22 protein-coding genes are annotated in these 20,591 nt (G+C 64.3%); 7 read left to right on the top strand and 15 right to left on the bottom strand.

The genetic code is table 11. From position 1 onward, the window contains the following. Nucleotides 1–75: 75 nt before the first annotated feature. From OOJ09_RS09110 to OOJ09_RS09085, 6 genes are all read right to left on the bottom strand, one after another. A complete protein-coding gene (locus tag OOJ09_RS09110) occupies nucleotides 76–486 on the bottom strand; it encodes a GtrA family protein (protein WP_269904900.1) in 411 nt (136 codons plus the stop codon). Continuing rightward, nucleotides 483–1,304, bottom strand: coding sequence for a ChbG/HpnK family deacetylase (locus tag OOJ09_RS09105; protein ID WP_269904899.1), 822 nt, complete (start codon nucleotides 1,302–1,304; stop codon nucleotides 483–485). Before OOJ09_RS09105 ends, OOJ09_RS09110 begins: the two co-directional genes overlap by 4 nt. After that, nucleotides 1,301–2,284, bottom strand: a complete 984-nt coding sequence (locus OOJ09_RS09100; RefSeq protein WP_269904898.1) for a glycosyltransferase family 2 protein — start codon at nucleotides 2,282–2,284, stop codon at nucleotides 1,301–1,303. The genes OOJ09_RS09105 and OOJ09_RS09100 overlap by 4 nt, the downstream gene beginning before the upstream one ends. After that, entirely contained in the window at nucleotides 2,277–3,443 is a 1,167-nt protein-coding gene (locus tag OOJ09_RS09095; protein WP_269904897.1) for a glycosyltransferase family 87 protein, read from the bottom strand. The genes OOJ09_RS09100 and OOJ09_RS09095 overlap by 8 nt, the downstream gene beginning before the upstream one ends. A 220-nt stretch (nucleotides 3,444–3,663) precedes the next feature. Continuing rightward, nucleotides 3,664–4,701, bottom strand: coding sequence for a zinc-binding dehydrogenase (locus OOJ09_RS09090; RefSeq protein WP_269904896.1), 1,038 nt, complete (start codon nucleotides 4,699–4,701; stop codon nucleotides 3,664–3,666). Nucleotides 4,702–4,757: 56 nt separating this feature from the next. Then, nucleotides 4,758–5,999, bottom strand: a complete 1,242-nt coding sequence (locus tag OOJ09_RS09085) for an acyl-CoA dehydrogenase family protein (protein ID WP_269904895.1) — start codon at nucleotides 5,997–5,999, stop codon at nucleotides 4,758–4,760. A gap of 122 nt (nucleotides 6,000–6,121) precedes the next feature. Here OOJ09_RS09085 and OOJ09_RS09080 point away from each other — a divergent pair, with 122 nt between their 5' ends. The 6 genes from OOJ09_RS09080 to OOJ09_RS09055 all read left to right on the top strand — a co-directional run bounded on the left by OOJ09_RS09080 (nucleotide 6,122) and on the right by OOJ09_RS09055 (nucleotide 10,454). Then, on the top strand, nucleotides 6,122–6,937 hold the full coding sequence (locus tag OOJ09_RS09080; RefSeq protein ID WP_269904894.1) for an SDR family oxidoreductase: 816 nt from the start codon (nucleotides 6,122–6,124) through the stop codon (nucleotides 6,935–6,937). 39 nt (nucleotides 6,938–6,976) lie between these two features. Then, nucleotides 6,977–7,462, top strand: coding sequence for a MaoC family dehydratase (locus tag OOJ09_RS09075; RefSeq protein ID WP_269905276.1), 486 nt, complete (start codon nucleotides 6,977–6,979; stop codon nucleotides 7,460–7,462). Further along, nucleotides 7,459–8,493, top strand: a complete 1,035-nt coding sequence (locus tag OOJ09_RS09070; protein WP_269904893.1) for a phosphotransferase — start codon at nucleotides 7,459–7,461, stop codon at nucleotides 8,491–8,493. Before OOJ09_RS09075 ends, OOJ09_RS09070 begins: the two co-directional genes overlap by 4 nt. After that, nucleotides 8,493–9,269, top strand: a complete 777-nt coding sequence (locus OOJ09_RS09065) for an SDR family NAD(P)-dependent oxidoreductase (RefSeq protein WP_269904892.1) — start codon at nucleotides 8,493–8,495, stop codon at nucleotides 9,267–9,269. The genes OOJ09_RS09070 and OOJ09_RS09065 overlap by 1 nt, the downstream gene beginning before the upstream one ends. A 92-nt stretch (nucleotides 9,270–9,361) precedes the next feature. Further along, entirely contained in the window at nucleotides 9,362–10,006 is a 645-nt protein-coding gene (locus OOJ09_RS09060; RefSeq protein ID WP_269904891.1) for a TetR/AcrR family transcriptional regulator, read from the top strand. Between the two features lie 190 nt (nucleotides 10,007–10,196). Further along, nucleotides 10,197–10,454 (top strand): DUF680 domain-containing protein, encoded by a 258-nt coding sequence (locus OOJ09_RS09055; RefSeq protein ID WP_269904890.1) that lies wholly within the window; start codon nucleotides 10,197–10,199, stop codon nucleotides 10,452–10,454. Nucleotides 10,455–10,502: 48 nt separating this feature from the next. Here OOJ09_RS09055 and OOJ09_RS09050 read toward each other — a convergent pair whose 3' ends face one another. Beyond that, nucleotides 10,503–11,426: an AraC family transcriptional regulator gene (locus OOJ09_RS09050; protein ID WP_269904889.1), complete on the bottom strand. Its 924-nt coding sequence runs from the start codon at nucleotides 11,424–11,426 to the stop codon at nucleotides 10,503–10,505. Nucleotides 11,427–11,520: 94 nt separating this feature from the next. Between OOJ09_RS09050 and OOJ09_RS09045 the strand changes: the two genes are divergently transcribed. Then, nucleotides 11,521–12,369: an SDR family oxidoreductase gene (locus OOJ09_RS09045; protein WP_269904888.1), complete on the top strand. Its 849-nt coding sequence runs from the start codon at nucleotides 11,521–11,523 to the stop codon at nucleotides 12,367–12,369. A 38-nt stretch (nucleotides 12,370–12,407) separates the two neighbouring features. On the opposite strand, the gene OOJ09_RS09040 is transcribed toward OOJ09_RS09045, so the two are convergent. From OOJ09_RS09040 to OOJ09_RS09005, 8 genes are all read right to left on the bottom strand, one after another. Then, nucleotides 12,408–13,457 carry a Gfo/Idh/MocA family protein gene (locus OOJ09_RS09040; protein WP_269904887.1) on the bottom strand — a complete coding sequence of 350 codons (1,050 nt, stop codon included), beginning with the start codon at nucleotides 13,455–13,457 and terminating at the stop codon, nucleotides 12,408–12,410. Between the two features lie 34 nt (nucleotides 13,458–13,491). Continuing rightward, nucleotides 13,492–14,277, bottom strand: a complete 786-nt coding sequence (locus tag OOJ09_RS09035) for a ThuA domain-containing protein (protein ID WP_269904886.1) — start codon at nucleotides 14,275–14,277, stop codon at nucleotides 13,492–13,494. A gap of 76 nt (nucleotides 14,278–14,353) precedes the next feature. Then, nucleotides 14,354–14,584 carry a hypothetical protein gene (locus OOJ09_RS09030; RefSeq protein WP_269904885.1) on the bottom strand — a complete coding sequence of 77 codons (231 nt, stop codon included), beginning with the start codon at nucleotides 14,582–14,584 and terminating at the stop codon, nucleotides 14,354–14,356. A 59-nt stretch (nucleotides 14,585–14,643) separates the two neighbouring features. Further along, entirely contained in the window at nucleotides 14,644–15,228 is a 585-nt protein-coding gene (locus tag OOJ09_RS09025; protein WP_269904884.1) for a sarcosine oxidase subunit gamma, read from the bottom strand. Continuing rightward, nucleotides 15,221–18,229 (bottom strand): sarcosine oxidase subunit alpha, encoded by a 3,009-nt coding sequence (locus OOJ09_RS09020; RefSeq protein ID WP_269904883.1) that lies wholly within the window; start codon nucleotides 18,227–18,229, stop codon nucleotides 15,221–15,223. Before OOJ09_RS09020 ends, OOJ09_RS09025 begins: the two co-directional genes overlap by 8 nt. Beyond that, on the bottom strand, nucleotides 18,226–18,522 hold the full coding sequence (locus tag OOJ09_RS09015) for a sarcosine oxidase subunit delta (protein ID WP_195178375.1): 297 nt from the start codon (nucleotides 18,520–18,522) through the stop codon (nucleotides 18,226–18,228). Before OOJ09_RS09015 ends, OOJ09_RS09020 begins: the two co-directional genes overlap by 4 nt. An 11-nt stretch (nucleotides 18,523–18,533) precedes the next feature. Continuing rightward, the gene (locus OOJ09_RS09010) at nucleotides 18,534–18,956 is read right to left on the bottom strand and encodes a hypothetical protein (RefSeq protein WP_269904882.1); all 423 of its coding nucleotides are present in this window, start codon (nucleotides 18,954–18,956) and stop codon (nucleotides 18,534–18,536) included. Then, nucleotides 18,956–20,209, bottom strand: a complete 1,254-nt coding sequence (locus OOJ09_RS09005; RefSeq protein WP_269904881.1) for a sarcosine oxidase subunit beta — start codon at nucleotides 20,207–20,209, stop codon at nucleotides 18,956–18,958. The genes OOJ09_RS09010 and OOJ09_RS09005 overlap by 1 nt, the downstream gene beginning before the upstream one ends. Between the last annotated feature and the right edge of the window lie 382 nt (nucleotides 20,210–20,591).

The following is a 20,591-nucleotide window of genomic DNA, read 5'->3' as shown; positions in this document are numbered from 1 at the left end:
CGGCACGTCAGGTCGACCTCCTCGGGTCGAGCCGGGTCGCCATCGAGTTCAGCGATGGCATCGATCTCGGTGCCGCTATTTCAGCAAGCGGCCTTCGATCGACCAGCGCGCGGCGAGGAAATTCAGCACAGCCGCCACAAGGACACCGCCGATCTTGGCCGGCCACACGCCGGCAATGCCGGCGAAAAGCGCGATCGACAGGCTGGAAACGCCGAGCGAAATCAGCGCCCCAAGCGAAACGAAACGCAGGAAGGCATCGTGCAGACGGACGGCCTGGTTGCGCTCGAACGACCAGAAGCCATTCGCCACGAAAGAGAAGGTGACCGCGATGAACCAGGCGCCGACGTTGGCGGGCAGCGGCGGCACGTGCAGCTTGAGCATCAGGTAGAAGCTGGCAAGGTCGATGGCGGTGTTCGCGAGCCCGACGACGGCAAAGCGGACGATCTTGCTGCCGGTCGAACGCCCGGGCCGGTCGGCTTCGCTCATCCCTCGCCACCCATGATCCCGACGCCGGCGCGGGCAAGGCTTGCACCGAAATCGCCCGATGCCAGGACAGCAAATTCCGCCTCGCGCACGCTCTGCATCGGGTCGCGTGCGCGCAGCGTCGCATCGACATGGCCGGGGTGGCACATGAATAGGCCTCGTTCCGGCAGCGCTTTGATGGCGGCTTGGAGAGCCGGAGCAAATCTATCGGGCTGCCGCCAGTCATAGATGCCGGTGAGGGGCGCGAAAATGGTGAAGCCGGCGCGCTGCATCGACCTGTTGAAGCCAGCGGCCAGGGTAGCGATCGCCGCGACTTTCGGTGCCGCGGCGGCATCGCCCAGCGCCGGGGCACCGCGAAGCGCGGGCCTGCTGCCGCCAGCTTCGGAAAAACGCGCCCGCAACCATTTTCGCACGACCGGCAGGAAGTGCACGTGCTGGTGGCCGTCGATGAAGTCCGGCTGTCGGTCCAACGCCTCGACGAAGCGGCCGTACTGGGCATCGAGCTCGGCATGGATGTCGCGGTCGTCGACGCGGCCGCTCAGGATCGGCAATGCCAATGAGCGCAGCGGCGGCAACCGGCCTTCCGGCGCCAGGCTCGACTGGCCGGTGATGGCGGGCTGATCGGTCAAGGTAAGATGCAGCCCGATCGCGGCACGGTCGCGTAATGGCTTTATGCGCGCCGCCTCCCCTTCCCATTCTGGAAAGCCGGTCATGCAACTGGTACCCGTCAGACGGCCGCGATCGAGCAGTTCGAGGATCGCTGCGGAAACCCCGGGCGCCAGGCCGTAGTCGTCGGCGATCAGGCGGATGCGCCGCGTCATGCGCCGGACGCGCCTGGAGGCCTGTCCGAAACGTCGCCGCGCACGACATCGCGCACGATATACACCGGCCGGTCCTTGCTTTCCGAAAGCGTCACCCAGACATATTCGCCGATCAGGCCAAGCAGCGTGAGGTTGAGGCCGCCGAGCAGCACGACGGCGACCATAAGGCTGGGATAGCCGGGGACGGCGACGCCGTAGAACATCACCTCGAAGAACACCTTGGCTCCGTAAACGAGGCCCGCCAACGCCGCCAGCATTCCGCTCAGGCTGATAATGCGCAACGGGATGACGGAAAAGGACGTGAACCCTTCCAGCGAGAAGGCGATCAGGTTGAGCCGGCTCCATTTCGACGTGCCGCTGGCGCGGTTCTCCGGCGAATAGGGCATGGCCTTCTGGCGGAAGCCGGCCCAGGCGAACAGGCCCTTGTTGAAGCGCCGCTTGTCACGCAGGCTCGTCAGCGCGCGCACCACGGCACCGCGCATGACGCGAAAGTCGCCGGCATTTTCGGGAATGTCGAAGCGCTGGCTGCTGTTGATCAGGCTGTAGAAAAGCCGGGCCAGCTGGCTGCGCCGCCAGCTGGCCTCGCGGCGGTCGTTCTGCGCGTAGACGACATCGATACCGGGGCTTTCCACCAGTTCGGCGATCATCTTCAGGCTGATGTCCATCGAATGCTGAAGGTCAGCGTCCATGATCAGCACAATGTCACCGCGCGACTGGTCGAGGCCGGCGAGCACCGCGACCTCCTTGCCGAAATTGCGGCTGAGCCGCACGATCTCCCAGGAACCCGACAGGGCCTGCGAAAACCGCTCGGCGCCATCGTCGTGGCTACCATCATCGACCAGGATCTTGTGGACGGCCATGCCGAAACGCTGCGCCACCGCGACTTCGAGCTTGTCGAGCAATTCAGCAAAGGCCGATGCCGATTGCGCCTCGTTGAGGAACGGCGCCACGATATCGAGGGTAGGCCGAGACTCAGCCATGTGCGACAGGCCTTTCATTCATCACCTTGTCTCGTGCTTTTGCCCAGAACCACCAGATCAGGCAACCGGCAATCACGGTGACCGCGACCGGCCGGAACCAGGGGTAGAAGAAATCATGGATATGGCGCTCGACGCCGGTCAGCCCGGTCAGGAACAGCGCCATGGACAGCGCCGAGGCCAGGACGCCGCCTTGTTCCTCGCGCCACAACAGGGCGATGGCGAGCCCGGCGGGTACGGCGATCATGGCATAGGTGTTGGGTTCTACGCGCGGGTTGAAGACGCACATGTAGAACGTTGCCGTCAGGAAGATGGCAAGCCCGGCAGTTCCGCGTTCGAGCTTGCGGTCGAACCAGACGACCGCGGAAAGCGTCAGCAGGGCCATGACGATGCGCACGATCGTGGCACCGAATTCCGGGATGGGCAGCCCCATCGTGGTGAAGGGCGCCGTGAAGTCGGTCGGAACAAAGTGGCTGGTGTTGTCGACAGCCATCGAGGTCAGCATGTGGGCGAAATCACGATATTGGTCGTTTAGATAGCCGGCGGGAGCGAACGCGTAAGGCAGGACGAGCACGAACAGCACCGCCAACACCAGCACCGGTATCAGCCGGGGTCGCAGCGCTCCAACCAGCAGCAGCATGATGATCGCGGTCGGCTTGGCGATGATGGCAAGCGAGGCCCAGAAAAACGTCTCGGCGCGCCGCCCTTCAAGCGCCGACAAAGTGAGAAGCCAGCAGGCGCCGGTCAAAAGGATCGTCGCCTGGCCGTTGCGGATCGCACCGAGCGCCATCGGCAGGGCGAGGAAGAGACCGAACGAAAGCAGCCAGGTCAATTCCCCGCCGCCGAGCTTGCGCACCTGCCGCACCGCGGCGAAGGTCAGCACCGCGAAGCCGAGAACATGCCACACCAGCCCGCCTATTTGCGGTCCCAGCTTGAACAGCGGAGCATAGAGCGCGGCAAAGGCCGGCGCGTAGAGATACCCCATCTCGGACTGAATATTGTAAAGTGGCCGGCCGGCCAGAAATTCCTCGCTGCCGTATCTGTAGGCCTGCAACACCGTGCGCGTGTCGGGCGACCACAGCACCAGGACAAGAACGATCAGGAACGCTCCGATCCACAGGCTAAGTCCCAAACGGTCGAAAACCGGCTTGGAAATCGTCATCAAGGCACCCCACGCCACCCCGGAACAGGCCCTTGCCTGCGCCGTCCGGCATTTCGATGGCGGCGGCATATCACGGACAAAGCAGCGTGGCATAGGGGGCTGAAAGACGCGGCCATCAACTGCGCGGGCCGTCGCGGAAGGTCATTCACCGTGACGGCCTAGCCGGCAAAAGCGTTCTGAAAGCCTCCTATTCGCGCTTCCGGCACCGCTTCGAATGACGTCAAGGCCGGATGAAAACCTTGCCGTTGGGCTTGGCCAGTTCCGCCGGCACCCGCGCCATGGCCTCAGCGAGTGGCACGACAGCCGTCACATCGGTCGACCAGCGCCCGTCGGAGAAACGCTTCTGCGCTTCGAGGATCGCCGGGCCGCGCCGCTCCTTGGATTGCCGCATCCATTCGCTCAGCCAGAAGCCCTCGATATGCTTGTGCTGGAAGATCAGCTGGCCAGGCTCGCGAATGATCGTGGCCTCAGGATCGAGCCGGCCGTAAACGATCCACCGCGCCCGCTTCGGCATTGCATTGAAGATGGCTGAAGCCAGCGGCCCGGTGACCGCATCGAGGAAGATGCGCGGCTGTTCTTCCTTCATCACCTCGCGCAGCGCAGCCTCGAAATCCGGCGCCTTCTCGTTGAGGACGTGTGCGGCGCCAAGCTCTTTGAGCAATGCGATCTGCTCATCGCGGCGCACGGTCACGATCGGCCGGAACCCTTCCTCCCTGGCCAGGCCGATGATCAGCTTGCAGAGCTGGCTGGCGCCGGCGGTCATCACGAAGGCCTTTTCGCCCTCCTGCTTGACGATGTCGAACATGGCGATCGCTGTGAGCGGATTGACGATCATCGCAGCACCATCCTCGTCGCGCACCGTGTCGAGCAGCGGAATGCACGCGGCTGCCTCGGCGACGGCATATTGCGCCCACGAGCCCCAGTTGCTGAGGCCGGTGGCGAAGGCGACGCGCTTGCCAACGAGGCTTTTGGGATAAGGCTCGTCGCCGCCGGCAACGATGGTGCCGACCCCCTCGAAGCCGGCTGGCTGTCCCTTGGCGCGTGGCTGGCCGTACTGGCCCTTGACGAACATGACATCGGACGGATTGATCGAAGCCAGGCTGACCTTGATCAGAACCTGCGTCGGCCCGGGCGTAGGCACAGCGATACTGCCGGGCTGCAGATAGGGTTCCATCGCCTCCAGCACGCTGCCGGTAGGGGTCTTGGTGTAGCCGTCGCCGATCAGCAGCAGCGCTTTCATTTCGGACGGGACAGTCATCGGAACGCTCCTTGGTTCTGCAGAAAGACCGCAACGCGGCCGCGCTGAGCTGCTGCTCAGACCCTTTCCTGCGTGTATTTCTTCAGCTCGGTGCGCGCCACTTGCCGGCGATGCACGGCGTCAGGCCCGTCGGCCAGGCGCAATGTCCGCAGATGCGTCCACGAGCGCGCGAGCGGCGTGTCCTGGCTGATGCCTTGCGCGCCGAACATCTGCACCGCCTCGTCGGTGACCTTGAGCGCGACGCGCGGTGCGATGACCTTGATCTGGCTGATCCAGGGCGCGGCGGCACGCGCGTCGCCCTGATCGATCATCCACGCCGCCTTGAGGCAGAGCAGTCTCGCCATCTCGATCTCCATGCGGCATTCGGCGATGATGTCGAAATTGGCGCCGAGTTTCGCCAGCTTCTGGCCGAAGGCCTCGCGGCGCACGGAACGCTGGCAGAGCATCTCCAGCGCCATCTCGGCCTGGCCGATGGCGCGCATGCAGTGATGGATGCGGCCGGGGCCGAGCCGGCCTTGCGCGATCTCGAAGCCCCTGCCCTCGCCGAGGATAAGGTTCGATGCCGGTACCCTGACATTGTCGAAGCGAAGGTGCATGTGACCATGCGGCGCGTCGTCGTCGCCATAGACCTGCATGGCCCGGACCTTGGTCACGCCTTTTGTGTCTGATGGCACCAGGACCATCGAATGGCGGCGGTGCTGCGGCTCTTCATCGCCGCCGGTCCGGACCATGACGATATAGATGGCGCAGCGCGGATCGCCGGCGCCGGAGGCCCACCATTTCTCGCCGTTGAGCACATAGTCGCCGTCCTGGCGTTCGCAGCGCATCGAAATGTTGGTGGCGTCGGACGAGGCGACATCCGGCTCGGTCATCAGGTAGGCAGAACGGATCTTGCCGTCGAGCAGTGGCTCCAGCCATGCCTTTTTGTGGTCGGCGGAACCGTAACGCTCCAGCACCTCCATGTTGCCGGTGTCGGGCGCCGAGCAGTTGAAGGTCTCGGCGCCGAGATGCGCCTTGCCCATCTCCTCGGCCAGATAGGCGTATTCGACGGTGGAAAGACCGTAGCCGCGTTCCGAGCCGGTCAGCCAGAAATTCCACAGGCCACGCTCTCTCGCGGTCTTCTTCAGCCCTTCGAGGATCTCGCTCTGGCGCGCCGTATGGACCCAGCGGTCGCCGGCCTTGCCCACCTCGCCGAGGAATTCCTCGTCGAGCGGCATGATCTCGTCGCGCACCATCGCCGCGACGCGCGCGTGGATCGGCCTCAGCCGCTCGGTCATGCCGAGATTCATGTCTGTCATCGGTCGCTAACCCTTCATGCACGCCGGGCACTTTACCCATGGCAAGGATGACCGTACTTCGGATAGCCTTGTCAACGCGAACTGTTTTGCCCGCATGCCGGAGCAAGGCGCGGAGAATTGTGATGAGCTATCTGGACGAGCTGTTTTCGGTGGCCGGCAAGACCGCGCTGGTGACGGGTGCCGCGACCGGCATCGGCCGCATGGCGGCAACCGCGCTGGTCAGGGCCGGCGCCAGCGTGATGATCGCTTCGCGCAAGGGCGAGGATTGCATCAAGGTCGCAGCCGAGTTGAACGGGCTTGGCGCTGCCGGTCGGGCCGAAGGCTTCGCCGGCGATGTCTCCAGCGAGGCTGGCATCGCGGCGCTGGTGGCCGAGGTCAAGGCGCGCACCGCGAAACTGGACATTCTGGTCAACAATGCCGGCGTTTCCTGGGGCGCGCCGCTGGAGAGCTTCCCCTATTCGGCATGGGCCAGGGTGCTCGGCGTCAATGTCACCGCGGTCTTCCACCTGACCCGCGAATTGCTGCCGCTGCTGGAAGCCGCCGCCAGTGATGCCGATCCGGCCCGGGTCATCAACCTGGGTTCGGTGATGGGCACGCAGCCGCTGGCCGACGATGCCTATTCCTACACCGCCTCGAAGGCCGCGGTTCACCATCTGACACGCACCCTGGCGCTCGAATTCGCCGCCCGACGCATCACCGTCAACGCCTTCGCCCCCGGCCCCTTCCAGAGCCGCATGACGGCTTTTGCCACCAGCAGCGACGAACAGGCGAAACGCGTCGGCAGTCACGTTCCGATCGGTCGTATCGGCGCCCCGGATGACATTGCCGGCGCAACGCTCTATTTGTGCAGCCGTGCAGGCAGCTACGTCACCGGCGCCATCCTGCCGATCGACGGCGGACAGTCCGTGCAGCATGGGCTGACCTTGTTCAAGGAATGACATTTTCCGGCCGCAGAAGCCGGGAGTGAACTGGAGGACATCAGCGTGGAACCGATCAGTCTCGATGTGCTTCTGGCCAGTGTCGGCAAGGAGGTTGGCGTGTCGCCGTGGCGGGTGGTCACCCAACGCATGATCGATCAGTTCGCGGACGCCACCGACGATCACCAGTTCATCCACTGCGACCCGGAGCGGGCCATGCGGGAAACGCCGTTCGGCGGCACCATCGCGCACGGCTTCCTGTCGCTGTCGCTTTTGTCGGCAATGACCTTCGAGACCATGCCGCCGCTCGAAAATAGCAAGATGGGCGTCAACCACGGCTTCGATTCGCTGCGCTTCCTGGCGCCGGTGAAGACCGGGGCGCGCATCCGCACCCGTTTCGTGCTGGCCGACGTCAAGGTCAGGCCGTCGGGCTGGGTGCAGACGGCCCATGACGTGACGATCGAGATCGAGGGCTCGAAGAAGCCGGCGTTGACCGCGCGCTGGCTGACGCTGACCTTGATCGAACGCCAGCCCGAGACCGCATGAGCGATCCGAACGTTCTCGACCAGGCAGCGCTAGCGCCTTACCTTGAGGCGAACATCCCCGGCTTTTCCGGGCTTGTCTCCATCGAAAAATTCAAATCAGGCCAATCGAACCCGACCTATCTGATGACGGCGGCAAGTGGCCGCTATGTGCTGCGCGCCAAGCCGCCTGGGCAGTTGCTGAAATCGGCGCATCAGGTCGACCGCGAATTCACCGTGATGAGCGCGCTTGCCGGAACCGCGGTGCCTGTGCCGCGGATGCTGCATCTGTCGGCGGAAGACTCGCCGATCGGCCGTATGTTCTACGTGATGGATTTCCTCGACGGCCGCATCTTTTGGGATCCGGCGCTGCCGGAGGCTCGCGACAACGATGAACGCGCCGCCATCTACGATGCCATGAACGTCACGCTCGCGGCCATGCATGATGTCGACGTCGAGGCCGTGGGTCTCGGCGATTTCGGCCGCCCGGGCAATTATTTCGAGCGGCAGCTGGCGCGCTGGACCAGCCAGTACCGCGCCTCGGAGACGGGCACAGTCGCCGACATGGACCGGCTGATTTCCTGGCTGGAGAAGCACATGCCCGCCGATGACGGCCGCGTTTCGCTGGTGCATGGCGACTACCGGCTGGACAATCTGATCTTCGCCCCGGATCGGCCCCAGGTGGTGGCGGTACTCGACTGGGAACTGTCGACGCTTGGCCACCCCTTTGCCGACATCGCCTATCAATGCATGCAATGGCGCTTGCCGCACGCCTCGGGTTTTCGCGGCCTGGGCGGTGTCGACCGCTCCGCTTTCGGCCTGCCCTTGGAAGAGGCTTACGTCGCCGCCTACTGCCGCCGACGCGGGCTGGACGGCATCGGCGACTGGACGTTCTTCCTGGCCTTCTCCTTCTTCCGGCTGGCCGCGATCTGCCAGGGTGTCTACAAGCGGGCGCTGGACGGCAACGCCTCCAATCCCGAAAAGGCCAGGACCTATGGCGAAGCGGTGAAGCTGCTTTCACATCTCGCCGCGAAACTGATCGACAAGGAGGCGTGATGGGCCGTTTTGACGGAGCAACCGTGCTGATCACGGGCGCCGCCGGCGGGCTCGGCCAGGGCGCCGCGAAAGGCTTTGCCACCGAGGGCGCGCGGCTGGTGCTGTCGGACATCGACGAAAAGGCGTTGGCCGATCTTGCAGGCTCCCTGCGGGCCGAAACGGCGATCCTGGCCGGCAACATAGCGGACGAAAGCCTGTCCGAGGATCTGGTCAGGCTGGCGGTCGAGAAATTCGGCCGGCTGGACATCGCGGTCAACAATGCCGGCATCGTCCAGAGCTTCGTGCGCCTGCCACAGGTGCCGTCGGACGAAGCCCGCCGCGTGCTGGAGATCGACCTGCTCGGCGTCTTCTATGCCATGAAGCATCAGATCCCGCAGATGGAGCGGCAGTTCAAGGCGGCTGGCAAGGGTGGCGCCATCGTCAACATCGCTTCGGCCGCCGGCCTGTCCGGCGCGCCGAAACTCTCGGTCTACGCCGCCGCCAAGCACGGAGTCATCGGCCTGACCCGCTCGGCCGCGGTCGAATACGCCACCAAGGGCCTGCGCATCAACGCCATCTGCCCCGCCCACACAAGGACGGCGATGGTGGACGGCTTCGTACGTCTCTCCGGCGCGCCGGAAGCAGAGGCATTGGCCGAACTGACGCGTGGCGTGCCGATGAAGCGGGTGGCCGAAGTCGACGAGATCGTCACCGCCATCCTGTTCGCCGCCGACCCCGCCAATTCCTTCATGACCGGCCATGCGCTGGCCGTCGACGGCGGCATCGGCGCCATCTGACACCTGCCGCATGGGAACCCGCCGCGCCCTTGTTCGTTTTCGTACAGCGTATATAATTTAGCCAGGCACCAACCGAGCAAAGGCACGAGATCTTGCCGCCGAGCGTCCAGAAACGCCGCGAGAAACAAAAGGCCGAACTGCGCTCCGAACTCGTCGCGGCCGCGCACAAGCTCGTCCAGGAAGAGGGTTATGAAGGCCTGACCATCCGCAAGCTGGCCAAGCGGGTCGGCTATGCGCCGATGTCGGTCTACTCCTATTTCGCCGACAAGCAGGACATCCTGTTCGCGCTGGCCGAGGATGCGTTCGAGACGCTTGCCCGACGTATCGAGGAGCACCCGTCCGACGATCCGATCGAGGCATTGCAGGCGGTGATGACGGAATATGCCGCCTTCGGGCTCGGCAATCCCAACGAATACCGCACCGTCTTCATGACCGAAAAAACCAGGCTGCCGGAAGGCAGGAGCTACGAAGACATGGAGGAGGGCAACCCGGCAATGAAAGTGCTCATCAGCCGGGTCGAGGCCTGCGTCGCCGCCGGCAAGTTGCAGGGCGATCCGCGCGCGATCGCCACCATGCTGTGGGCGGTCGGCCATGGCACGATCTCGCTGCTGATCACCTTTCCGTTCTACCCCTTCGGCGACCCGCACGCTTTTGTGAAGCGCATGTGCGATTTCCAACTGGCCGCACTCAGCACGCAGACCGTGCCGCCGCTGACCGAGACACCGGTCAACTGCTGAACGCCAGCTCCTTTCGTTTCCATAGTCCTCACCACCCTCCCCAGCCAAACGGGGGGCGAATTTCTTGGTTAACGAAAAATTTATCGTACGCGTACGATTTCGACTTGAACTTCGCGATCAACGGTCGTATTTGTACGCCATACCGTACATGTACGGAAAGAATTTAACCGTCGAAAAACGGAGACTGACGATGAAAAAGACACTCATCACCCTCGCCGCGGTGCTGGCACTTTCGGGCTCGGCCTTCGCCACCAGCGCCACCCAGCCGGTCAAGCATGCGCCGGTCGCGACCTGCGTCGACACCAAGACCCATGTGAAGCTCGATTGCGCTTCGACTGGCTCGGTTGAGAATGAGAAGAAGAAGGGCTCCACGGAAAACACGGCTGACGGCAAGGGCCCCCGGCTCGGCATCAGCATCGATCCGTGGATTGTGCCGAACGCATTCTAAGATCGACCGCACACCCGCCTGGGGTTTCCCCAGGCATGGACGAGATGCCTAATCCCGATTTTGCGCCTGATATTGAGTTGGTGCGCAACCAACCCTGCCGCTAAAGGCGGTGCTGAAGGCACTTGCTGATTGATAGCCAACATCGGCGGCGATCCGGCTGAGCGGTTTGTGACTATGCAGCAGGGCGTCCTTGGCCAGTGCCATGCGCCACGCCAGCAGATATTCGACCGGTGCCGCCCCGACGATATCGGCGAACCGTCGCGCAAAGCGCGAGCGTGACATTCCGGCGCTTTTTGCGAGTTCGGCGACCGTCCACGCTCTGCCGACATCCGAATGGATGTGGGCGAGCGCCCTCGCCAGCTTCGGGTCCGCAAGACCGCCAAGCAACCCCTGTGGCTGTGACGCGCGCCGCGCGCCGTCCCGCCGCAGCGTTTCGATCAGCATCACCTCGATCAGCCGCGACAGTACCATGTCCCTGGCGGGCCGCGCAGCGTTCGTCTCATCGACGATGATGCGCATCAGGCTTCCCAGCCTTTCCCCAACCTCTTCCGCCGCCCGTATATGGGTGAAGCGCGGCAGCAGGCCGAACAGCAGATCGGCATTGGCCGGATCGCAGAGGATCAGGCCGCCAAGAATGCGCGTTGCCGGGCCTTCCGCTGCCGTGCCGACCCTGAGTTCATTGTTGATCGTATTGCGTTGCTTGAACTCGGCGTCGGACAGGACGAACTTTGCGCCGGGGCGGCTGGCGAAGCACGCCGAAGTCGGCTGCGCGGCAAGGAGGTAATCCCCCGCGCACAGCCGCACCGGCTCGGCATCATCAGACTCGAACCAGCATTCGCCTTCGGTCACCAGATAGAAGGTGGGATCGGTCTGGTATGGCGAGCGGATGCCCCACTCACCGGTTGCCGCGAGATTGCCGAGCAGCAGCGTTCTTGGACGCAACAGGGCGATGATATCGGTCAAAGGGTCCAAATGAGACGATCCGTAATCGAATTGGCACTCTTCATTATAGATCAGGCCAAGCGCTTTACCTAGATCAGCCGCATAACCTCAAGGAGTTATGTGAATGACCAAGACCGTCCTCATCACCGGCTGTTCCTCCGGGCTGGGCAAGACCACGGCGAGGCACTTCGCTGCCCAAGGCTGGAACGTCATCGCGACGATGCGCAAGCCGGACCAGAACCTCGCCGCCGATTATCCCGATCAAGTGCTTGTCCTGCCCCTCGATGTCACCAACCCCGCCAGCATAGAGACCGCCATTGCCGCCGGCATCGCGCGATTTGGCCATATCGACACCGTCGTCAACAATGCCGGCATCAGCGTCGTTTCGATCTTCGAGGCGACAGCGAAGGAGACGATCCGCGGCATTTTCGAGACCAACGTCTTCGGGGTGATGAATGTCATGCAGGCCGTCATCCCGCATCTGCGTGATCATGGCGGCGGCACGATCATCAACATCACCTCCGGCGTCGGCCTGGCGGCTGTACCGCTGCTGGCGCTGTACACCGCGACCAAGCAAGCCGTCGAAGGCCTGTCGGAATCGCTGTCCTACGAACTTGAATCGCAGAACATCCGGGTCAAGCTGGTCGAACCTGGAGCCATGCGCACCACCAGTTTCACCGCCAACACCATGGAGGCGTCACAGGCCGTTTCCGTGCCGGCAACATACAAGCCCTACTTCGACCACATGATGCAATCGATGATGGACTACCCGTTCCCGGATGCGGATGAAGAGCAGGTCGTTGCGACAATCCATGCGGCGGCGACCGATCCATCGCACCGCCTGCGCTATCTCGCCGGTCCGGACACAGAGGAAATGGCAAGGCTGCGTTGGTCGACCTCGGAAGACGAATATCTGACCACGATGAACCGGCTGATGGGGCAGGCCGCCTGGCGCGACGGTAGCCCCCGCTGATCGCCTTTCGCCGGGGCCGCCAAATCGCCGGCCAGAGGTCAGCCGAGCGTAACCGGCAGCCTGGCTGCTGAACTCTCGATGGCCGCGTCGATCAGTCTCTGCATGTCGGCGGCGCGCCGGAAGGACGGATCGCCGTTCTGCCCGGTGTCCAGCGCATCGGCGAAACGCCGGGCGTTGCGTTTGACATCCGGCGGCGCGAGCGTTCGCCAGCGCTGCTGATCGACGTCCTTGCCCAGGCAAGCGGACAGATGCGATGCCTTGCCGTCTGTCTCGACCTTGATGGCGCCCCTGGTGCCGTGCAGGGCCAGCGACAAATCGTTGGCGTGGCCGGTGGTGTAGCGGCTTGCCACGATCGTGGCGAGCGCGCCGAATTTGAGCCGCGCCGTCATTGCAACGCTGTCGTTGGCGTCCAGCACATAGTCGCCGATCCGCTCGCCCTCGGCCTTCGGAAACGTCACCAGGTCCGCATGCAAGCTGACGATATCCTGGTCGGCGCCATAGGTGGCGAAGTCCAGTATGTGAATGCCGACATCGCCCAGCACGCCGGTCGAACCGTGCCGGCTCGACAGGCGCCACAGCCATTTGTCCTCGACCCGCCAGTCGCCCCAGGATTTGCTGACCAGCCAGCTTTGCCGGTAGCTCGCCTCGACATGGCGCAGTTCGCCGATCTCGCCGGCCTGCACCATGCGCCGTGCTTCCTGGATCGCCGGTGAGTTGCGATAGGTCAGGTTGACCATGTTGACGACCCCGGCCGCCTCGGCCGCCTCCGTCATATCAAGTGCATCGGCATGGTTTGGCGCCAGCGGCTTTTCGCAGAAGACATGCTTGCCCGCGGCAAGCAGCGCCAGTGTCGTCGCCTTGTGTGCGCCGTCCGGCGTCGCGTTGATGGCGGCGTCGAACCCGCCCCAGGCGATCGCCGCTTCCAGGCTCTCGAAGAAATCGCCTATTCTGTTGGCGGCGGCGAACGCTGCCGCGCGCCCCGGGACCTGGTCGACGCAGGCGACGATGGCGCAGCCGGGAATCTTGGCGAATTCCTCGACGTGATGCCCGGCGATGCCGCCGGTGCCGAGCAGAAGCAGTCGATGCATCGGATCAGGCCCCAATCAACTCAAACCGCCCCAATCAACTCAAACCCTTGTCGCCATCGGCATGCAGGCGCAGACCCTTCTGGACGATCTTCTCCTTGGCCGCATCCGTCGGCACGTTGGGCGCATTGGTGATTCCCGACCATGCCGGCGCCGGGTTGTGCGCCCAGTGCACGGCGTTGCGCAGCACCTGCTGCACGCCCTCATTGTGATAGATCGGGTAGGTCTCGTGGCCAGGCGAGAAGTAGAAGATCCTGCCCGCGCCGCGCTGATAGGTGAGCCCGGAACGGAACACTTCGCCGCCCTCGTACCAGGAGACGAACACCGTCTCCAGCGGCTCCGGCACCGCGAACGGCTCGCCATACATCTCCGTCTCGCCGATCTCCAGGCATTCGCCGATGCCTTGCGCGATCGGGTGGCCACGGTTGATCGCCCAGACACGCTCGCGCTCGCCCGCCTCGCGCCATTTCAGCGAACAGGGCGTGCCCATCAGCCGCTTGAAGATCTTCGAGTAGTGGCCGGAATGGAGCACGATCAGCCCCATGCCTTCCCAGACCCGCTTCTGCACGCGCTCGACGATCTCGTCCCTGACCTCGCCATGCGCGGCGTGGCCCCACCACAGCAGGACATCCGTGGCGGCCAGGCGCTTCTCGCTCAAGCCATGTTCGGGTTCCTGCAAGGTGGCTGTGGTCGCCTCGATGCCCTTGTCCTGGTTGAGCGCGGCGGCAATGGTGCCGTGCATGCCTTTGGGATAGAGGTCGCGCACGGCGGCATTGGTCTGCTCATGGACATTCTCCCCCCAGACAACGGCTTTTATCGGCATTTCTGTCTCCCAAAGCGCTTTAAATAGCATGCCCAATGGGATTGAGAAGGTGCGATCCGGCCTTGTCCGACGAAAATTAAGTCTTGCGCTTCTTGCGCCCGGCCACTGTCTTGGCCTTGCCCGGTTTCGCGGGAGCACCGGGAATGGCCGTTCCCGTGATCGATATCGGATCGCTGGCCGGGAACGTGTCCTCGAGCCCCTCCTCGAGTTCGTGTTCGGCACTCGGCTCTTCGTGTCGCTCATGCTCCAGGGAGCGAACGGCCGGCGACTTCTTGGCCTGTGACCTTGGCGTGGAATTCGACGGCATAGGCATTCTCCCTCGGCGTGCGAATGCAGAACGAGCGTGCCCTGCAAAACGTTCCGAGTTCACACCGCTGCGTCTCGCGATCCCTCGGACAGGAAAGTAAAGACATAGTCCGAGAAGGAACGCCAGCATTCGACCCGGAAGGCATCGGCGGCATTGCGCAAGAGCACGATCTCGGTCTTGCCCAGGATGGTGCGTGAACACGCACCGACCGGAAAGGCATCCAGCGACAAGTCCTGCGGACAGCCCGCATTGATCGTCGCGGCGGCCCCCGCGCCGGTCACGGCAATCGCGACGTTGCGATGCGAGATGCCGACAGCCGAGTGCAGGGCGGAAACCCCGGCGCAGTCGGCGAGCGGATCGTTGCCGGCCTCGTCGATCACCAGCCATTCATCGGGGCCGAGCCACAGCGCGGTCCGTCCGGCTTTCGAAGCCGAGGTTTTTGGCTTCTTCGGCAAGGTCACGCCGAGCGCCTTGGAAAGCGCTGCGACCGAAGCCTCCGGCGCGCGCAGCGAGATGCGTTCGGCCGGTGGCAGCACCTCGACCTTGACGGCGGGTGCGGAAGTGGTGCGGCCGGCCAGCGCCGGGCGGCGCCCGACCGACGGCGTCGCGGCAGTTGTTGCTTTTTTCGCGGCGGCCTTAGCCATTGAGGCGCCCTCCCGTCTCGTCGAAGAACACCATGCCGGTAACCTCCACCTCGACCACTCCGTTTGGCATCGGCACATAGAGCGTGTCGCCCATGCGGTCGCGGCCGCCGGCAACCAGCGCCAGCGCGATGGAGCGGCCGCAATTTTGCGACCAGTAGCTCGAGGTGACATGGCCGATCATCTTCATCGGGATCGCCTGCTTCGGATCCTCGACAATCTGCGCGCCTTCTTCGAGCACCACCTTCGGGTCCTTGGTCTTCAGGCCGACCAGTTGCTTGCGGCCCTTGGCCACAAGGTCCGGCCGCGCCATGCCGCGGATGCCGACGAAATCGGCCTTCTTCTTGCCGACCGCCCAGTCGAGACCGGCATCGTTCGGCGTCACCGTGCCGTCCGTGTCCTGGCCGACGATGATGTAGCCCTTTTCGGCGCGCAGCACGTGCATGGCCTCGGTGCCGTAAGCGGCCGCACCATGCTTCTGCCCCTCGGCCCACAGAGCTTCCCACACAGCCTGGCCGTAATCGGCCGGCACATTGACTTCGAAGCCGCGCTCGCCGGTGAACGACATGCGGAACAGCCGCGTCGGCACGCCGCAGATCTTGCCTTCGCGCACGGACATATGCGGCAGCGCCTCATCCGACATGTCGATGCCTTCGACCAGCGGCGCGATGATGTCGCGGGACTTGGGGCCCTGCACGGCGATGACCGCCCACTGCTCGGTGATCGAGGTCAGCCAGACATTGAGATGCGGGAACTCGGTCTGGAGATAATCCTCCATGTGGTTCATGACGCGCGGCGCGCCGCCGGTCGTCGTCGTCACATGGAAACGATCGGGCGCCAGCCGGCCAACGACGCCGTCATCATAGATGAAGCCGTCCTCGCGCAACATGATGCCATAGCGGCAGCGGCCGGGCTCCAGCTTCTCCCACGGATTGGTGTAGAGCAGTTCCATGAACTTGGCCGCGTCCGGCCCGACCACCTCGATCTTGCCGAGCGTCGAGGCATCGAACAGGCCGGCTTTCGTACGAACCGCCACACACTCGCGGTCGACCGCCGCGTGCATGTCTTCGCCCGTCTTGGGGAAATACCAGGCGCGCTTCCACTGGCCGACATCCTCGAACACCGCACCCTGGGCTTCGGCCCAGGGATGGATCGCCGTCCTGCGTGTCGGGTCGAACAGCGGACCGCGCGCATGGCTGACGATCGCGCCGAACGTCACCGGCGTATAGGGCGCCCGGAACGTGGTCAGGCCGACCTCCGGGATCGGCTTGCCAAGCGTCTCGGCGGCAATCGCCAGGCCGTGCATGTTGGAGGTCTTGCCCTGGTCGGTCGCCATGCCGTTGGTGGTGAAGCGCTTGACGTGCTCGATCGAGTGCATGCCCTCGTGCACCGCCTGGCGGATATCCTTGGCGGTGACGTCGTTCTGGAAGTCGACAAAGGCTTTCACTGTCGTATCCGGCCCGGCGCCGGGGGCGGCGCCCAACATGCCGCGCGACCAGCTCTCCGAGGCGTCGACCTTCGGCTTCGTGCCCTTGGCGGCTTTCGCCCCATAATCCCTGGCATTGGCATCCCTGGCCGCCTTGGCGCCCGCCGCATAGGCCTCGTCGAGCGACGCCGACAGCCCATCCGTGCCGTTGCAGGCGCCGACCGAGACGCAGTCCTGTGCGTAGGTACCCGGCACGAAGCGCTTGGTCTCGTCGTTGAAGGCGACCTTGCCGCGCGACTGCGAGAACAGATGCACCGACGGCGTCCAGCCGGCCGACATCAGGATCGCGTCGACAGGAATGGTGCGTTCGCCGCCGCCATTCTTCGGCTGCACGGTCATCGACGATACCCTGAGCTTGCCGCCGGCGCGGACCACCGCGCGGCCGAAATTGACCTCGATGCCAAGCGCCCTTGCCTCGTCGATCACCGGGCCGGTCGGATTGTCGCGCAAATCGACGATCGCCGCCACGTTGACGCCGGCCTTCTTCAGGTCGATCGCCGCCGCATAGGCGGAATCATTGGCGGTGTAGACGCCGACATTCTTGCCGACCGCGACACCGTAGTGGTTGAGATAGGTGCGCGCCGCGCCCGCCAGCATGATGCCTGGCCGGTCGTTGTCGGCGAACACCATGTGCCGCTCGATGGCGCCGGAGGCCAGCACGACGCGCCTGGCGCGAACCTGCCACAGCCGCTCGCGCGGCAGGTCGTGGCCGGGAGCCTTCAGATGATCGCTGACGCGCTCGACAAGGCCGACGAAATTCTGCGCGTAGTACCCAAAAGCAGTGGTGCGCGAGAGCACACGGACATTGTCCATGGCGGCGAGCTTCGCCACCGCACCTTGAGCCCAGGCAAAACCGTCCTGGCCGTCGATCCTGGCGCCGCTTTCGAAACGCAGGCTGCCGCCGAACTCGGCCTGCTCGTCGGCGAGGATGACGCGCACCCCGGTCTCGGCCGCGGCCAATGCCGCCGCGACGCCGGCGGCACCACCGCCCAGCACCAGCACGTCGCAATGCGCATAGCGCGATGAATAGTGATCGGGATCCGGCTGATCCGGGGAAACGCCAAGACCGGCCGCTGCGCGGATCTTCGGCTCGTAAAGGCTCTTCCAGGCCGCCTTCGGCCACATGAAGGTCTTGTAGTAGAAACCAGCGGAAAAAAACGGCGAGGCGATATCGTTGACCGCGCCGACATCGAAGGACAGCGACGGCCAGCGGTTCTGCGACTGGGCTGCAAGCCCGTCATAGAGCTCCTGCACGGTAGCCCGCACGTTCGGCGTCTTGCGCGCCGCGTCGCGCTTGATCTCGACCAGCGCGTTCGGCTCTTCCGCGCCCGCCGACAGGATGCCGCGTGGACGATGGTACTTGAACGAGCGGCCGACGAGATGGACGCCATTGGCGAGTAGCGCCGAAGCCAGCGTGTCGCCCTCGATGCCGGCGTAGGACTGGCCATCGAAGCTGAACCGCGCGGTCTTCGCCTGGCTGAGGCGGCCGGCGCTTGGAATGCGGAACGCGCCGCTCATTTGGCAACTCCCGGCAGCTTCGACGGCTTCGGCTCGCCGGCCTTGTAGGTCATGATGAACTTGTCGGTGACCGTGTCGCGCACGGCGTTGAAGAAGCGGGCGCAGCCATGCATGTGCCGCCAGCGCTCATGGATGATGCCCTTGGGGTTCGAGCGGATGAAGAAGAATTTCTCGAAGTCGTCGTCGCTCTCGCCGGCCATGTTGGCCGAACGCGCGATATGCGCCTCGCCAGCGTTACGGAACTCGAGCTCGGGGCGCTCTTCCTCGCAATAGGGACAGCGGATGAGAAGCATCGTCTTCGTTCCTACAGTTCGCCGTGGCCGACGTGGGCGCCGGCCGGTTGGTCGCAAAGCCTCTGGCCCATCGCCGCAAAAGGCGCGACGAGCCGGATGCGCTCCTCCACGCTCGCGGCCGGGCGAAACAGGTCGCGATACGCCATGTTGCCGATGGTGAGTTGCACCGGATCGGTCGTGACGATGACGCGACGTGGCTCGAACGTGTCGTCCTCGCCGAGATCGGAAGGCCTGTTCTCCAGGAACATGACCACCTTCTGGCCACCGCTCCACACGCAGGCCAGCATGCCGTCGTCGACGGAAAACGGCCAGTTGGCCTCGTTCCCGGCGCGGCTGATCGGCTGCGTGCGAACTTCGTCCGCCGAAGGAAAATGGAACATGCCCTGTTCCCCCGCCAGTATCAGCGGCATCGCGACGGCCATCTGCGCCATCATCAGTGCGCCACGGCCGCCGCCGCCGCCTCGTCGATCAGGCGGCCGGTGCGGAAGCGTTCGATGGTGAAGGGCGCGTTGATCGGATGCGGGTCATCCCTGGCGATGGTGTGGGCGAAGACATGGCCCGAGCCCGGCGTTGCCTTGAAGCCGCCCGTACCCCAGCCGCAATTGACATAGAGGCCCGGCACCGGCGTCTTTGCCAGGATCGGCGAGCGATCCGGCGTGACGTCGACGATGCCGCCCCACGAACGCAGCATCTTCATGCGCGTAAAGATCGGGAACATCTCGCAGATGGCGTCGAGCGTATGCTGCAGGATGTGCAGGCCGCCGGTCTGCGAATAGGAGACATACTGGTCGGTGCCGGCGCCGATCACCAGCTCGCCCTTGTCGGACTGCGAGATGTAGGCGTGCACCGTGTTCGACATCACCACGCACGGCACCACCGGCTTGACCGGCTCGGACACCAGCGCCTGCAGCGGGTAGCTTTCCAGCGGCATGCGCACGCCGGCCATGTTCATGATGACCGAGGAATGGCCGGCGGCAACCACGCCGACCTTCCTGGCGCCGATGAAGCCGCGCGTGGTATCGACGCCCATGACCGCGCCGTTCGGCGCCCGCTTGACCCCGGTGACCTCGCAGTTCTGGATGATGTGGACACCGCGCGCCGAGGCGCCGCGCGCATAGCCCCAGGCCACCGCATCGTGACGCGCCGTGCCGCCGCGCCGCTGCAGGGCAGCACCGACCACTGGATAGCGCGCATCCTTGGAGATGTTGAGCGGCGGGCAGAATTCCTTCGCCTGCTCCGGCGACAGCCATTCATTGTCGATGCCGTTCAGCCGGTTGGCGTGGACATGGCGCTTCAGCACCTGGATGTCGTGCACATTGTGGGCCAGCATCATGACGCCGCGCGCCGAATACATGACGTTGTAGTTGAGCTCCTGGCTGAGCCCGTCCCACAGCTTCAGCGCATGGTCGTAGATGCCGGCGCTCTCGTCATAGAGATAGTTGGAGCGGATGATGGTGGTGTTGCGGCCGGTGTTGCCGCCGCCCAGCCAGCCCTTTTCCAGCACCGCGACATTGGTGATGCCGTGTACCGTGGCAAGATAATAGGCGGTGGCCAGGCCGTGGCCGCCGGCGCCAACGATGATGACGTCGTATTCCTTCTTGGGTTCAGGCGAGGACCACTGCTCCTCCCAACCCTTGTGGCCGCGCATGGCCTCGCGGGCGATGGCGAATACCGAATATTTCTTCAACGTCCCAGCCTCGCGCCAAAAGGTCTCGCGGATTGCAGCCGGGCGTTCAGTCGATCCCGGCGCGCGAGGTGTATCACTAGCGAAACCGGGCTTCCACCCTTGCGCTGTTTGCGACGGCGCTTGCCGTTTTGCGCCGCGACAAAAAAGACGCAGGCGATCGGGTGAAACACCCATCTGACCCAGCACTACCAATTTGCGCTACAGGCACCTTTTGCTTAGGCGACGCGGAGGATCAGGCGATTGCGCCGGCAGATGGGATGGGTTTTGTACCTAGCCTTGAAGCTCATTGTCGTTTGCCGTGATGAGCTTTTCCATGACGATTATGATTTCTTCGGTCATTGTTGCGACGTTTCCACGCTCACGGTCATCCAATGAGGTTGAT

It is taken from the genome of Mesorhizobium qingshengii, from assembly GCF_027563465.1.
Taxonomy (GTDB): Bacteria; Pseudomonadota; Alphaproteobacteria; order Rhizobiales; family Rhizobiaceae; genus Mesorhizobium; species Mesorhizobium qingshengii_A.
This window is presented reverse-complemented; position numbering and strand designations above follow the sequence as displayed.